Raw genomic sequence first — 14487 nt, 5'->3', positions numbered from 1 at the left:
TTGAGCGTCGCTCAGGCGGCGGAGAAGACACCCTGGTTGAGCACCGGCACGACGTCCGACACGCCGACCCGGACGGCGATGTTCACGTCCTCGGCAAAGCCGCTCTCGGTCAGCTCCCGCCCGGAAACGCTCCCCCGCACCGCGGCGGGCACGTCCGGAGTGCTCGCCAGCGCGGCAAGCGCCATGGCGGCCTCCACGGACAGCCCGCCCGGGACGCCGGAGAGGGCGTCGAGCACCGAGGCGGCACCGAGTTGGTCCTCCACCGACGGGCGCAGCGACCCGTCCGGCCATCGTTCCCCGGAGGCGATCACGCCGATCGGAGCGTCCACCGTGCCGTACCCCTGGCGGCGCAGCCAACCCCCGACGGCCCGTGCGTTACGCAGGCACGCCGCCACCACCGGCAGGCCGGTGGCACTCGCGGCGGCGCTGATGGCGGAGCCGTTGGGCGAGGGTAGGACCAGATCCGCGACCACCGGTGCGGTGCTCAGTGCGGCGGGCGAGAGCGACCACGGATGGTCCGCGCTCACCCGCCGTCGGCCCACCGCGGCGACCGCGCCGACGCGCACGGCGTACTCGGCGGCCTGCTCACCCCACGGGAACGGGTGCACCCGCATGCCCCGGGCGACCGCCACCTCCACGGCGGTGGTGAACGACAACACGTCCACCACCACCAGCGCCGCGCAGACCCGGCCGAGCTCGGCCGCCCCGGTCAGCCCCCAGTCGAACCGGGCACCGGAACCGGGTTGGCCGTAGACGGCGGCCGCCAACGCCTCAGCGCTCGTCAGGCGACGGTTCGGTGACACCGGTGTCAGACTCGGACGACCGCCCGGGCTGTGCCGGACCGATCGGCTCGACAGCGCCAGTCTGCGGGGAAGGCCCCGAAGTAGCGATCGGCTCGGAGAGCACCTCAGCCGGGTCGATCCGCTCGGCCTTGGCGACCGGCAGGGGGACGGCCTCGACCGCGCCCGCCACGCCGGCGGCCGGCGCGGGCACCTCGACGGCCGCCGAACCCCCGAAGAGGCGCGGCAACGTCTCGGTGTGCGCCCTGCGCAGCTCGTCCAGGTCGATCCGGAACTGACCGTGTACCTCGAGTGCGCCACCGGACGGGTCGGTGACACCGATCAACTCGAACGGCACCCCCCGCTCGGCGCAGAGCGCCGCGAACGCCTTGTCGTGGCCGCGCGGCACCGACACCAACGCCCGCGTGGCGGACTCGCTGAACAGGTAGACGAACGGCATCGAGCCCTCGGCGAACTGCTCCGGCACCGCGACCCGGGCACCGACGCCGCGCCGCAGGCAGGACTCGACCAGGCTCTGGGCGAGACCGCCGTCGGAGAGGTCGTGCGCGGAGGCCAGGTGACCCACCCGGGCCGCCTCGGCCAACAGGTCGGCCAGGGCCTTCTCGCGGAGCAGGTCGACCTGCGGCGGGATGCCACCGAGGTGCTCGTGCGTCACCCAGGCCCACTCCGAGCCGGACAGCTCCACGTTCGTCTCGCCGAGCAGGTAGAGCTGGTCGTGGTCGCCACCGGCACGCGGGACGAAGCCCATCGGCACCCGGTCGGCGACGTTGTCCAGCACACCAAGCACACCGACCACGGGGGTCGGGTGGATGGCCGCCGCACCGGTCTGGTTGTAGAAGCTGACGTTGCCGCCGGTCACCGGAATGCCCAGCTCCAGGCAACCGTCCGCCAGGCCGCGCACGGCCTCGGCGAACTGCCACATCACGCCCGGGTCCTCCGGGGAGCCGAAGTTGAGGCAGTTGGTCACGGCGATCGGCTTCGCGCCGGTCACCGCCACGTTCCGGTACGCCTCGGCCAGGGCCAGCTTGGTGCCGTTGTACGGGTCCAGTCGGGCGTACCGGCCGTTGCCGTCCAACGACAGCGCCACACCGAGACCGGTCCGCTCGTCGATCCGGATCACGCCGCCGTCCTCCGGCTGGGCGAGCACCGTGTTGCCCAGCACATAGCGGTCGTACTGCTCGGTGACCCAGGTCTTGTCGGCCAGGTTCGGCGACGCGATCATGCGCAGCACGGTCTCCCGCAGCGCCTCCGGGTCGGCCGGGCGGGGCAGCGTCTCGGCCCGGTCGGCCTGGAGCAGGATCAGGTCGGCCGGCTCGCGCATCGGCCGGGCGTAGACCGGGCCGTCGTCGACGAGCGAACCCGGCGGCACGTCGACGACCAGGTGGTCCTGCCAGGTGATCGTCAGTCGACCGGGGCGGCCGTCCGGCTCCGGTGCGGTGACCTCACCGATCGCGGTGGCGAGGACGCCCCACTTCTCGCAGGTCTTGAGCACCGCGTCGAGCTTCTCCGGCTCGACGACCAGCAGCATCCGCTCCTGGGACTCGCTGGCCAGGATCTCGTGCGGGTCCATCGACGGCTCGCGCAGCGGCACCCGCTCCAGCCAGACCCGCATGCCGGTGCCGGCAGCGGCGGCGGTCTCGGTGAGCGCGCAGGTCAGACCGGCGCCACCGAGGTCCTGGATGCCGACGACAAGTTGGCCGTCGTACAGCTCGAGGCACGCCTCGATCAGCAGCTTCTCGGTGAACGGGTCACCGACCTGCACGGCGGGCCGGCGGGCCTCGCTGCCCTCGTCGAAGGTGGCGCTGGCCAGCACCGAGACGCCGCCGATGCCGTCGCGGCCGGTCTTGGCGCCCATCAGGACGACAACGTTGCCCGGGCCGGCGGCGGCCTTGTTCTGCAGCCGGCTGACCGGCAGCACACCCAGGCAGAGCGCGTTGAGCAGCGGATTGCCCTGGTAGGAGGGGTCGAAGACCAGCTCGCCGCCGATGTTGGGCAGGCCCAGGCAGTTGCCGTAGCCGCCGACGCCGGCGACCACGCCGGTGAGCACCCGGGCGGTGTCCGGGTGGTCCGCGGCACCGAAGCGCAGCGGGTCCATCACCGCGACCGGGCGGGCGCCCATGGCCAGGATGTCCCGGACGATGCCGCCGACACCTGTCGCGGCGCCCTGGTACGGCTCCACGAAGCTCGGGTGGTTGTGCGACTCGACCTTGAAGGTGACCGCCAGCTCGTCGGAGACCTGCACGACGCCGGCGTTCTCGCCGATGCCGGCGAGCATCCGGTCGCTGTGCGGGGCCTTCTCACCGAACTGGCGCAGGTGCACCTTGCTCGACTTGTAGGAGCAGTGCTCGCTCCACATGATCGAGTACATCGCCAGCTCGGACTGCGTGGGCCGGCGGCCGAGGATCTGCCGGATCCGGTCGTACTCGTCGTCACGCAGGCCAAGCTCGGTGTACGGCTGGAGCTCGCCCGGGGTGCCACCGGCACGCGGCACGGTGTCGACGCCCTCGGTCCACACGGCGGTGGCCAGCGGGGCCGGAGCGGCCGGCTGCGCCGGGCTCGGCTCGGCCGGCTGCGCCGGGGCGGAGTACGCCTCGGGCGTGTCGCGTACCGGGTCCGGATGGGTGGTCATGACCTCTCCTCGCTGCGCTCGTGCCCGCCAGAGATGCGGTTGAGCAGACCGATGATCGTGTCGCCGGTCATGCCGGCGCCCCCACCAGGTGCTTGAGGACCGACGTGAAGAAGCCGAGGCCGTCCAACGAAGGACCGGTGAGCGCCTCCACCGCATGCTCGGGGTGCGGCATGATGCCGACCACGTTGCCCGCGGCGTTGGTGATCGCGGCGATGTCCCGCTGCGACCCGTTGGGGTTGCCGCCGATGTACCGGGCGACCACCCGGCCCTCGGCTTCGAGCTGGTCCAGCGTCGCGGTGTCCGCGACGTAGCAGCCCTCGCCGTTCTTGACCGGGATGAGCACCTCCTGGCCGGGCTGGAACGCGTTTGTCCACGCGGTGCCGGCCGACTCGATGCGCAGGACCTGGTCCCGGTTGCGGAAGTGCAGGTGCTGGTTGCGGGTGAGCGCACCGGGCAGCAGGTGCGCCTCGCACAGGATCTGGAAGCCGTTGCAGATGCCGAGCACCGGCAGGCCGCCCTGGGCGGCGTCCACGATCGTCTCCATCACCGGGGCGAACCGGGCGATGGCACCGCAGCGCAGGTAGTCACCGTAGGAGAAGCCGCCGGGCAGCACGACCGCGTCCACCCCGTGCAGGTCCGGGTCACCGTGCCAGAGCCGGACCGGCTCGGCGCCGGCGATCCGGACGGCCCGGGCCGCGTCCCCGTCGTCGAGCGAGCCAGGGAAGGTGACGACACCGACCCGGGCGGTCACGAGCGGGCGTCCGCGGTCTCGTCGGCCTCGACCAGGCGAATGGTGAAGTCCTCGATGACCGGGTTGGCGAGCAACTTGTCGGCGATCTCCCGAGCGCGGTCCAGGTCCGGTTCACCTGTGAACTCGATCTCGATCCGCCTGCCGATCCGAACCGAGGCGACGTCACCGACGCCGAGCCGGGGCAGCGCGTTTGCGACGGCCTGGCCCTGCGGATCAAGGATCTCGGGCTTGAGCATGACGTCGACGACGACGCGAGGCACTGGGCACTCCTGACTGTGTACGCAGTTGGGTGCCGACCCACAACGGGCGAGCGCAGCCAGCGTACCTGGCAGATATCGCCACGGGCGCACCGGCCGGGTGCAGTTCAGGCAGTGATCGACATTACCGGCACCCAGGGTGGCCCGGGGAGCGCGACAGGCGGCCTCAGCAGGACATATACGGCGCTTGCGGTAGCCGAATCGTTACATTGATCAATCCCGATCACAATCTTGATAACGATGACCTCGGGCCCTATCGTACATCGATGCAAGTCGATTCGAGCGGTGGCGGGAACCCCGGCTGCCGCCCTCCCGCACCCGGCGACCCCGGGTCCGCCCGCCCAAGGAGCCCACCCGATGCGCATCCGCCGCCACCGTGCGGGTGACAAGCAACAGCGTCACCGACGCGTACGGCGGGCAGGCCATCCGCAGCACCGAGATCAGCGGCAACGTCTGGCGGGGCGACTCGGGCGGTCCCCAGTTCTACAACGGCCAGCAGGTCGGCGTCGCCTCCACCGCCGACGGCTACCGCATCCAGAACTACGGCAGCGTTGCGTACAACCGGGCCTGGATCACCTCGGTGGCCGGTGTCTGACGGTTAACACCCCGGGCGGCGCGGATGGTCGGCCCCGGGTCGGCCGTCCGCGCCGCGCTGTTTTGCAGCATCCGATCAGGTGAACAATGCACCCGATCGGGTCAGGCCACTCCTGACAGCATCGGAACCGTGCTGGTCGTGACGACAGAGCAACTGCCCGGCTACGAGATCCGCCAGATCCTCGGTGAGGTCGTGTCCTCGATGGCCCGGACCCGCAACCCGTACCGCGAGGGGGTCAAGAACCTGCGCGGCGGCGCGTACGACCCGATGGCCCCGGACAACCTGACCCGCTGGCGTACCGACTCGGTGTCGCGGCTCGGCGAGGAGGCCCTGCGGCTCGGCGCGAACGCGGTGATCGGCATGCGCTTCGACAGCCGCGACTGCGGCGAGATGTGGATGGAGATCTGCGCGTACGGAACGGCGGTGGTCGCCGTACCCAAGATGCCCGAGGTCATGCCGGCCGACCAGCCGGCGGTCGCGGCGGAGACCGCGGAGGTCGCGGGCTTCACGGAATCGCCGGGCGGAATCGCCGAACCGGCGAGCGCCCCCAACCTCCGCACATCCGCCGAAACCGCAACCGGCGACTAACCCACCCACCCCTGCCCACCCTCCCAGCCCCGCCCTCCCCACCCTCCCAGCCCCGTTGATCATGAGGTTATTGCCCACCACCTCGGCGTGTCGTGGCAATAACTCCATGATCAACGGCAGGCAGGGGGAGGGAGGGGTGGGGGTGGGGCAGGGGTTAGAGGATTGGGGGTGGGGAGTAGCTTGCGGCGTTTGGGTGGGTTTGGACTACCTTCGTGATTCGGCGGGTGATCGCTTCTACCTGTGCGGCGGCGGCGCCGACGAAGGCCGAGCGGTCGGCGACGAGCGCGTCGATGTCGGTGCGGGACAGGCCCAGCCGGCCGTCGGCCGCCAACCTGTCGAACAGGTCGTTCTCCGGCGAGCCCTGCTCGCGCATCGCGAGGGCCACCGCGACCGCGTGCTCCTTGATCACCTCGTGGGCGACCTCCCGGCCGACGCCGCGCCGGACCGCCGCCACCAGGATCTTCGTGGTGGCCAGGAACGGCAGGAACCGCTCCAACTCCCGGTTGATCACCGCCGGGTACGCGCCGAACTCGTCGAGCACGGTGAGGAACGTCTGGAACAGCCCGTCGGCGGCGAAGAACGCATCCGGCAGGGCCACCCGGCGGACCACCGAGCAGGACACGTCCCCCTCGTTCCACTGGTCACCGGCCAACTCGCCGACCATCGACAGGTAACCCCGGATGATCACCGCGAAGCCGTTCACCCGCTCGGACGAGCGGGTGTTCATCTTGTGCGGCATCGCGCTGGAGCCGACCTGACCGGGCTTGAAGCCCTCGGTGGCCAACTCCTGGCCGACCATCAGCCGGATCGTGGTGGCCAGCGACGACGGCGCCGCGGCGGTCTGCGCCAGCGCGGCCAGCACGTCGAAGTCCAGCGAACGCGGGTAGACCTGCCCGACGCTGTCCAGCACCCGGGAGAAGCCGAGGTGCTCGGCGACCCGCCGCTCCAACTCGGCCACCTTGTCGGCGTCGCCGTCGAAGAGGTCCAACTGGTCGGCCGCCGTGCCCACCGGGCCCTTGATCCCGCGCAGCGGGTAGCGGGCGATCAACTCTTCCAGCCGCTCGTATGCGATGAGCAGTTCCTCCGCCGCCGACGCGAAGCGCTTGCCCAGCGTGGTGGCCTGCGCCGCCACGTTGTGCGAGCGGCCGGTCAGGACCACCTCGGAATGCTCGTGGGCCAGCCACGCCAGCCGGGCGAGGGTGGCCACCACCCGGTCCCGGATCAGCTCCAGCGAGGCGCGCACCTGAAGCTGCTCGACGTTCTCGGTGAGGTCCCGCGAGGTCATCCCCTTGTGCACGTGCTCGTGCCCGGCGAGCGCGCTGAACTCCTCGATCCGGGCCTTCACGTCGTGCCGGGTGACCCGCTCCCGCTCCGCGATCGAGGCGAGGTCGACCTGGTCGAGCACCCGCTCGTACGCCTCGACCACACCGTCCGGCACGGCCACGCCCAGGTCGCGTTGGGCGCGGAGCACGGCGAGCCAGAGCCGCCGCTCCATCCGGACCTTCTCCTCCGGAGACCAGAGGGCTACCAGTTCGGGCGAGGCGTACCGGTTGGCCAGCACGTTGGGGATCGTCGTCACGTACCTCATTGTCCCGCACCCGCTGGTCGACGCCGGGACCGGGCCGGGCTGCCGAGGCGGTCAGGGGCGGCTGACCTCGTAGACGGTGACCGAGCCGGCGACCAGCCGAACCTGAGCCAGCCGGGCCAGTTCCGGCGACACCGCGCCCGCCCTGGTGTCGGCGAACAACCACCGGACCCGGTGCCGTGTGCGGAGGCGGTCCAGGTCGGCGACGGTCGGCGCGGTGAACACGCCGTCGTTGAGCGCGAGCAACTCCGGATCGGGGAAGCTCTGTCGGGCGTACCCCAGGTTGTCGACGCCGTGCGCGGCCACGACCGCGTCGGTGTAACCCCAGCTCTCCACCACCGTCCGGTGGCCGCCCAGAGCGGTCACCCAGAACGCCCGGGCATCGCAGTGCGGGGTGGTCCGCACCGGCCGACAGTGCACGTTTGTCGCGACCACGTCGTCGTCGGCGGCGTGCTCGTCCAGCCACAACGCCGCGCGCATCTCGTCGACGGTCAGCGCGTACGGCTGCGGCCCGGTCGCCGGCACCGGCTCGGTCAGCACCGAGCGGACGACCCCGCCCACGGCGACGGCACCGCTGGCACCGAGCATCGCGGCGGTGACCCCGGCCACCGCGATCGTCGCCGCCCGCCGACGACCCCCCGGCGACCGGACGCGCCGCCGCCACAGGGCTGCCACCCCGACGGCGAGCGCGGCGGCCACCGCCACGAACAGCACGTACCGGAGGGCCGAGGCGCCCAGCACCCGCAGCCATCCCTCGATCGTCGAGGTGTAGGGGGTGCCGGGACGGGCGATCCGCGGCCACGCGAAGCCCGGCACCGTGCCGGCCGTGGCCAGCGCCGCCAGCGCACCGGCCACGGCGGTTACCGCCAGCGCCGGCCAGGGTGCCCGGGCCGCGGCGAGCGACCAGGCGGTCAACACGGCGCCGACCGGGATGACACCCATCCAGAAGTAGATCTGGCTGATCGACGGGTGCTGGAAGACCCAGGTGGTGCCGGCTCCGGCGAGCACCGTGCCGGCGAGCAGCCAGACGGCCGCGTCGGCCCGGTGCTCCCGCTCGGCCAGCAGGGTCATACCCACCCATCGCGGCGCCTGGCCCAGCACCCACCAGGCGACCACGGAGAACGCCAGCAGCCAGCCGAGGGCGCCGCCGTCGTTGATGCCGGGCGGCAGCGGCGCATCCGGCCAGATTCCGTCGCCACCACCGAGCGTTTCGGAGTAGGGGCCGATGAAGTGCAGCAACGCCAACGCCTGCACCCGCAGCGTGGATGCCCCGCCGCCGGCGAACAACCGGAAACCGAGCGTCATCGCCGCCACGAGACAGGCCAGCGCCACCAACGCGGGTCGCGGCACCCGCCGCTCCCGCCACCAGAACACGACAGCGGTGAGACCCAGGCCGGCGATCAGCGGGGGCAACGCGCTGGACTTCGCCCCCGCACAGACCAGGCCGAGCACCGGGACCAGCGCCCAGGCCAGGCCGAGGGACCGCCCTCGCGCCACGTCGACACAGAGGCCGACGAGCAACAGCAACGGCACCAGCACGTACGTCTGCGACGGGCTGGCGTAGGCCAAGGGCATCTCACCGGACGCGCCCACGGCCGAGCCGAGCGTGACTGTCGTCCCGACGAAGCCCGCGACGGCGACCACCGGCCCGGCCCACACGGCACCACTCAGGTCGCGGGCGAGCCCGGCCGCGAGCACCACCGCCGTGCCGACCACCGGCACCAGCCAGAGTCGCAGCAGCACCGTCGCCGGCGGGATGTCGGTGACCATGCTGGCGCTGGCGATGTGCGCGTCGGAAAGGTAGTGGTAACGCAGCCCCTCACCCGCGACGTGCGGCAACTCGAACGGCATCGCCCGGGTCAGCTCCTGCACCAGCCCCAGGTGGTAGAGCAGGTCCTGGTAGTAACCGCCGGACACCGGAGGCAGCGGCACCATCCGCCACTGGATGTAGCCCCAGGCCACCACCACCAACAGCGCCACGCCCATCGCCCAGTGCCACACGACCGGCAGCGGACGGCGCTCGCCGAGCCGCCAGTGCCGGCGTAGCCGGGGGACGGCGGCGAAGGCGACAAGTACCGGCAGCGGCCACCAGCGCAGCAGGGACTGCTGGCCGGTCGCCGCGGCCAACGCCCAGGCGACGATCTCGAGCAGCAGGCCGGTGGCCGCGCCGTAGGCGAGATCCTCCGGAAGGTTGCCCCGGCCGCCGCGCAGTGCGCGGTGCACAAGGGTTCCGGGGAGCACCAGGGCGAACACCCAGTACGCGGAGAACCGGGCAAGGTCGGGGGCCGGCACGTCGCCGCGTGCCCAGACCACGAGCAGGGCGGCGATGGCGAGCGCCCACGGGAGCGTGGTGAGGACCGGTAGGAGGGCGTTCCGACGTGCCGCCGGGGCCGAGGTGTCGATCCGCTCGGCCAGCAGGGTGTCAGCCACGGGCGTTGACCACCGGTCCGAAGTCGGCCCGGCTCTCCGCCACCGTCTCGGCGGCCGGCACCTCGTCCCGTGAGTCGAACCCGACGTGGAAGGCCGGCCGGTTCTGCACGGTGGCGTAGATCCGCCCGACGTACTCGCCCAGCAGGCCGAGGCAGACCAACTGCACCCCGCTGAGCAGCAGCACCGCGACGAACATCGAGGTCCAGCCGGGGATCGTGGCACCGGAGACGTGGACGACGACGCCGAACACGATGAGCGCGAGGCAGAGCAGGAAGCTGGACATTCCCAGCCAGGTGGCCAGCCGCAGTGGCGCGGCGGAGAAGTTCGCCGCGCTCTCCCAGGCCAGGGCCACCATCCGGCGCAGCGGATACTTCGTCTCACCGGCGGCGCGCGCCGCGCGGTCGTAGCGCACCTCGGCGCTGGGGAAGCCGAGCGACGGCACCAGCAGCCGGTAGACCGGGGCGCGTTCGGGCAGTCGGCGCAGCACCTCGACGACGTCGCGGCTGAGCAACCGGAAGTCACCGGCCTGGGCGGGCAGGTCGGCGCCGACGAGCCGGCGCATCAACCAGTAGTAGCCGCGGGCGGTGTTGCGCTTGAAGACCGTGTCGGTGCTGCGGTCGGCGCGGACGCCGTAGACCACGTCCACACCGTTCTCGCGGGCCACCCTGAGCATCTCGGCGATGGTCTCCGGTGGATCCTGAAGGTCGGCGTCGAGGCTGATCACCCACCGGCCGACGGCACGGTGGAGGCCGGCGGTCAGCGCCGCCTGGTGGCCGCTGTTGCGCCGCAGCCGGAGCACCCGCAGCTGCGGCCAGTGCCGAGCGTGGTCGAAGAGCACCGACACGGTGTCGTCCCGGCTGCCGTCGTCGACGGCGACCACCTCGTAGTCGACGCCGAGTGCGTCCAGCACCGGCCGCAGCCGGGCGACCAGGGCAGGGATGACAGCGGTCTCGTTGAACATGGGGATGACCACCGAAAGGATGGTCGTCCGTGGCAAGACGGACTCCATGGTGTTACGGCCCCGTTCCGCACGCAGGAGCGATCGATGACGCGCCCAGGGCGCGGTAAGGATCACCATCACGTGGTAAACCCTCCACCAGCGGGCCGGCTCCTGAACGAGCCGTTAACGCCTGCTGGCGGACATTCCCATAAGGGGCGATCCGCGCGGTCAGCGCTCCAGGATCGCGGTCACGCCCTGGCCGCCGGCCGCGCAGATCGAGATCAGCCCGCGTCCGCTGCCCTTCTCGGCGAGCAGCTTGGCCAGGGTCGCCACGATCCGCCCGCCGGTGGCGGCGAACGGGTGCCCGGCGGCCAGCGACGAACCGTTGACGTTGAGCCGGTCGGTGTCGATCGCGCCCAGCGGCGCGTCCAGGCCGAGGCGGTCCTTGCAGAACTCCGGCGACTCCCAGGCGGCGAGGGTGGCCAGCACCTGCGAGGCGAACGCCTCGTGGATCTCGTAGTAGTCGAAGTCCCGCAACGTCAGCCCGGCGCGGGCCAGCATCCGGGGCACCGCGTAGGCGGGGGCCATCAGCAGCCCCTCGTCGCCGTGCACGAAGTCGACGGCGGCCGTCTCCGACCAGCTGAACCAGGCCAGCACCGGCAGGTTGCGCGCGGCGGCCCACTCCTCGCTGGCCAGCAGCACCGTGGACGCGCCGTCGGTGAGCGGAGACGAGTTGCCGGCGGTCATGGTGGCCTGCTCGGCGTCCGGGCCGCGGGTGCCGAAGGCCGGCTTGAGTCGGCCGAGCTTCTCCAGGCTGGTGTCGGGGCGGAGGTTCGCATCGCGGGTCAAACCCAGGTACGGCGTCATCAGGTCGTCGAAGAAGTTCCGTTCGTACGCGGCGGCGAGCCGCTGGTGTGAGCGCAGCGCCAGCTCGTCCTGGGAGCGTCTGTCGATCTGCCAGCGCAGCGCGGTGCGGGCGGCGTGGTCACCCATGGACAGCCCGGTACGCGGTTCGGCGTTGCGCGGGATCTCCGGCTTGAACGGTTGCGAGGGGCGCAGCTTCGCCGCGACCTTGAGCCGTTCGCCGAGCGTGCGGGCCGAGTTGAGTTTGAGCAGCGTGCGGCGCATCTCCTCGTTGACGGCGAGCGGCGCGTCGGACGTGGTGTCGACGCCGCCGGCGATGCCCACGTCGAGTTGGCCGAGGGCGATCTTGTTGGCGACCAGGATCGCCGCCTCCAGGCCGGTGCCGCAGGCCTGCTGGATGTCGTACGCCGGGGTGTGCGGGTCGAGCCGGGAGCCGAGCACCGTCTCGCGGGCGAGGTTGAAGTCACGGGAGTGTTTGAGCACCGCCCCGATCACCACCTCGCCGACCCGCTGACCGGCCAGTCCGTAGCGGGCGATCAGGCCGTCCAGCGCGGCGCCGAGCAGGTCCGAGTTGGACGCGTCCGCGTAGCGGGAGTTGGAACGGGCGAAGGGGATGCGATTGCCCCCGATGACCGCGACCCGCCGAATGCTCTGCACGATCCGTCTCCTCCGAGATGTGTCACTCGAACCTACTCGCCAGTAGGCTACGCCCATGACCGACAGGTACGCGAGCTTCGTCCAATCGGCCGCCGGCCGCGCGCTGGTCAAGCGCCTCGGGCTGCCCGACCCGCCCCGACTGCGCCGGCACCACCCCGGCGACCCGCTGCTGCCCGGGCCGGCCCTGCTCGGCGCGGCCAAGGGCGGCCGGCTCGCCGAGTCGCTCGCCACGATCCTGACCACCGCCGGGGTCGAGCTGCACGACACCACCACCACCGCCGCGCCGCAGGACCGGTTCGGCGCCCTGGTGTACGACGCCACCGGGATCACCGACTCGACCGACCTGCGCCAGCTCTACGACTTCTTCCACCCACGGGCTCGGGCGGTGCTGCCCAGCGGCCGGGTGATCGTGCTCGGCACCCCGCCGCAGGAGTGCGCGACGCCCCGCGAGGCGACCGCGCAGCGTGCCCTGGACGGGCTGGTCCGCAGCATCGGCAAGGAGTTCGGCCGCGGCACCACCGCGCAACTCGTCTCCGTCACCCGCGCCGACGGGGACCCCCACACACTCACCAGCCTCGAATCGACACTCCGCTTCCTGCTGTCCGGCCGGTCCGCGTACGTGTCGGGCCAGGTCATCCGGGTCGGCGTCGGCGCGGCGAGCGCACCTGCCGACTGGGACCGCCCGCTGGACGGCCAGGTCGCGCTTGCCACAGGCGCAGCCCGGGGCATCGGCGCGGCGCTCGCGAGGGTGCTCGCCCGCGACGGCGCGCAGGTGGTGGCGCTGGACATCCCCGCCGCCGGGGACGCCCTCGCCGCGGTGGCGAACGACATCGGCGGTACGGCCGTGCAGCTCGACCTGACCGCGCCGGACGCGCCGACCCGGCTCGCCGACCACCTGGCGAGCCGGCACGGCCGGGTCGACGTGGTGGTGCACAACGCCGGTATCACCCGGGACCGGACACTCGGCCGGATGGACGCCGACAGGTGGGACCAGGTCATCGACGTCAACCTGTCCAGCCAGGAGCGGATCAACGACGTGCTGCTGGAGCGCGGGCTGATCCCGGCCGGCGGGCGGATCGTCGCGGTCTCGTCGATCGCCGGGATCGCCGGCAACCGGGGGCAGACCAACTACGCGACGAGCAAGGCCGGCGTGATCGGGTTGGTCGACTCGCTCGCCCCGGCCCTGCGCGAGCGGGGGATCAGCGTCAACGCGGTGGCCCCGGGCTTCATCGAGACCCGACTGACCGCGCGTATCCCGCTCGTGGTCCGCGAGGCGGGCCGACGGATGAACAGCCTGGCCCAGGGCGGCCTGCCGGTGGACGTGGCCGAGACGATCGGTTGGTTGGCCTGGCCGGCAAGCGGTGCGGTCAGCGGCAACGTGGTCCGGGTCTGCGGCCAGAGCCTGCTGGGGGCGTGATGGGCGCGCGGAGAGAGCCGGACGACGACCTTTCCCTGCACGAGCTGATCGACGGCCCGACGGAGACACTGTCGGCGGAGACGCGGGCCAGGGCGTTCCAGCCGGAGTCCGGTGGCCGTACCCGGATCGAGTTGGCGCGAATGCCGGCGTCCGGGGCGCTGCACCGGCGGGCGGTGCTCGGCGCGCTACCGGGTCTGGGCGGCGGGCGGCGTGGCTCCGGCCTGCCGGCGGCCGAGTTGGCCGTGGGCGGGGTACGGGTGGACCGGGCGCACCTGGCCGCGTACGACCGGGTCTGCGGTTTTCGGCTCAGCGACCTGCTGCCCGCGACGTTTCCGCACGTCCTGGGCTTCCCGCTGGCCCTGCGGCTGATGACCGAGCCGGCGTTTCCCATCCCGGTGACGGGCTTGGTCCACATCGGCAACCGGATCACCGTGCACCGCCCGATCGGCGCCGACGAGACCCTCGACTTCACGACGTACGCGGAGAACCTGCGCCCGCACGACCGGGGCCGGCAGGTGGACGTGGTGCTTGTCGGCTCGGTCGACGGCGAGACGGTCTGGCGCGGCGTCTCGACGTACCTGGGTCGGGAGCGCAAGCCTGGCGGGGGCGAGCGGGGTGAACGCCACACCGCACCCACCGCCACGGCTCGCTGGCGTGTCGAACCCCGCGTCGGTACGACGTACGCGCGGGTCTCCGGGGATCACAACCCGATCCACACCTCGCTGCTCGGTGCGCGGCTGTTCGGCTTCCGTCGGCCGATCGCGCACGGCATGTGGAGCAAGGCCCGCTGCCTGGCCGCCATGGAGAACCGGTTGCCGGACGCCTACACCGTCGAGGTGGCCTTCAAGGCGCCCGTGTCGCTGCCGAGCACCGTGGACTTCACCCTGCTGCCGGACGGCGGGTTCGCCCTGCACGACTCGCGCGGGCGTCCGCACCTGGCGGGTTTCCTGCGCTGACGAGTTTCCGGCTTGGCA

Annotated in this window: 11 protein-coding genes and 1 pseudogene; 4 read left to right on the top strand and 8 right to left on the bottom strand. The window is 72.1% G+C overall.

Annotation, left to right across the window (positions count from 1 at the left end):
• Nucleotides 1-11: 11 nt before the first annotated feature.
• From ACPXBU_RS06780 to purS, 4 genes are all read right to left on the bottom strand, one after another.
• Complete coding sequence (locus tag ACPXBU_RS06780) at nt 12-767, bottom strand: 2-phosphosulfolactate phosphatase (RefSeq protein WP_425757551.1); 756 nt, start codon at nt 765-767, stop codon at nt 12-14.
• 4 nt (nt 768-771) lie between these two features.
• Nucleotides 772-3429 (bottom strand): phosphoribosylformylglycinamidine synthase subunit PurL, encoded by a 2658-nt coding sequence (gene purL / locus ACPXBU_RS06775; protein ID WP_425757185.1) that lies wholly within the window; start codon nt 3427-3429, stop codon nt 772-774.
• A gap of 67 nt (nt 3430-3496) precedes the next feature.
• A complete protein-coding gene (gene purQ, locus ACPXBU_RS06770) occupies nt 3497-4180 on the bottom strand; it encodes a phosphoribosylformylglycinamidine synthase subunit PurQ (RefSeq protein ID WP_425685115.1) in 684 nt (227 codons plus the stop codon).
• The gene (gene purS / locus ACPXBU_RS06765) at nt 4177-4440 is read right to left on the bottom strand and encodes a phosphoribosylformylglycinamidine synthase subunit PurS (protein ID WP_184180400.1); all 264 of its coding nucleotides are present in this window, start codon (nt 4438-4440) and stop codon (nt 4177-4179) included. The genes purQ and purS overlap by 4 nt, the downstream gene beginning before the upstream one ends.
• A 367-nt stretch (nt 4441-4807) precedes the next feature.
• On the opposite strand from purS, the pseudogene ACPXBU_RS06760 reads away from it, so the two are divergent.
• Both ACPXBU_RS06760 and ACPXBU_RS06755 read left to right on the top strand, forming a co-directional pair.
• Nucleotides 4808-5032: pseudogene (locus ACPXBU_RS06760) on the top strand (trypsin-like serine protease); the annotation flags it as partial.
• Between the two features lie 24 nt (nt 5033-5056).
• Nucleotides 5057-5620: a YbjQ family protein gene (locus ACPXBU_RS06755; protein ID WP_393365366.1), complete on the top strand. Its 564-nt coding sequence runs from the start codon at nt 5057-5059 to the stop codon at nt 5618-5620.
• Between the two features lie 154 nt (nt 5621-5774).
• Here ACPXBU_RS06755 and purB read toward each other — a convergent pair whose 3' ends face one another.
• The 4 genes from purB to ACPXBU_RS06735 form a co-directional block, all read right to left on the bottom strand.
• Complete coding sequence (purB, locus tag ACPXBU_RS06750) at nt 5775-7199, bottom strand: adenylosuccinate lyase (RefSeq protein ID WP_425757184.1); 1425 nt, start codon at nt 7197-7199, stop codon at nt 5775-5777.
• A 60-nt stretch (nt 7200-7259) separates the two neighbouring features.
• Complete coding sequence (locus ACPXBU_RS06745; RefSeq protein ID WP_425757183.1) at nt 7260-9635, bottom strand: hypothetical protein; 2376 nt, start codon at nt 9633-9635, stop codon at nt 7260-7262.
• A complete protein-coding gene (locus tag ACPXBU_RS06740; RefSeq protein WP_425757182.1) occupies nt 9628-10608 on the bottom strand; it encodes a glycosyltransferase family 2 protein in 981 nt (326 codons plus the stop codon). The genes ACPXBU_RS06745 and ACPXBU_RS06740 overlap by 8 nt, the downstream gene beginning before the upstream one ends.
• Nucleotides 10609-10803: 195 nt before the next feature.
• Entirely contained in the window at nt 10804-12096 is a 1293-nt protein-coding gene (locus tag ACPXBU_RS06735; RefSeq protein ID WP_425757181.1) for an acetyl-CoA C-acetyltransferase, read from the bottom strand.
• Nucleotides 12097-12151: 55 nt separating this feature from the next.
• Between ACPXBU_RS06735 and ACPXBU_RS06730 the strand changes: the two genes are divergently transcribed.
• Both ACPXBU_RS06730 and ACPXBU_RS06725 read left to right on the top strand, forming a co-directional pair.
• Nucleotides 12152-13513, top strand: coding sequence for a 3-oxoacyl-ACP reductase (locus tag ACPXBU_RS06730; RefSeq protein WP_425757180.1), 1362 nt, complete (start codon nt 12152-12154; stop codon nt 13511-13513).
• Between the two features lie 140 nt (nt 13514-13653).
• On the top strand, nt 13654-14469 hold the full coding sequence (locus ACPXBU_RS06725) for a MaoC/PaaZ C-terminal domain-containing protein (RefSeq protein WP_425757550.1): 816 nt from the start codon (nt 13654-13656) through the stop codon (nt 14467-14469).
• Nucleotides 14470-14487 lie beyond the last annotated feature (18 nt).

It is taken from the genome of Micromonospora sp. DT231 (assembly GCF_049847025.1).
Classification (GTDB): domain Bacteria; phylum Actinomycetota; class Actinomycetes; order Mycobacteriales; family Micromonosporaceae; genus Micromonospora.
Note: the sequence above shows the minus strand (reverse complement) of the source record. Positions and strands in the feature narration are given on the sequence as shown.

Excerpts from the sequence above, each read along its gene's own strand:
- purL (WP_425757185.1), bottom strand. The coding sequence starts at position 3,429 with ATGACCACCCATCCGGACCCGGTACGCGACACGCCCGAGGCGTACTCC.
- ACPXBU_RS06730 (WP_425757180.1), top strand. The coding sequence starts at position 12,152 with ATGACCGACAGGTACGCGAGCTTCGTCCAATCGGCCGCCGGCCGCGCG.
- ACPXBU_RS06755 (WP_393365366.1), top strand. The coding sequence starts at position 5,057 with ATGGTCGGCCCCGGGTCGGCCGTCCGCGCCGCGCTGTTTTGCAGCATC.
- ACPXBU_RS06725 (WP_425757550.1), top strand. The coding sequence starts at position 13,654 with ATGCCGGCGTCCGGGGCGCTGCACCGGCGGGCGGTGCTCGGCGCGCTA.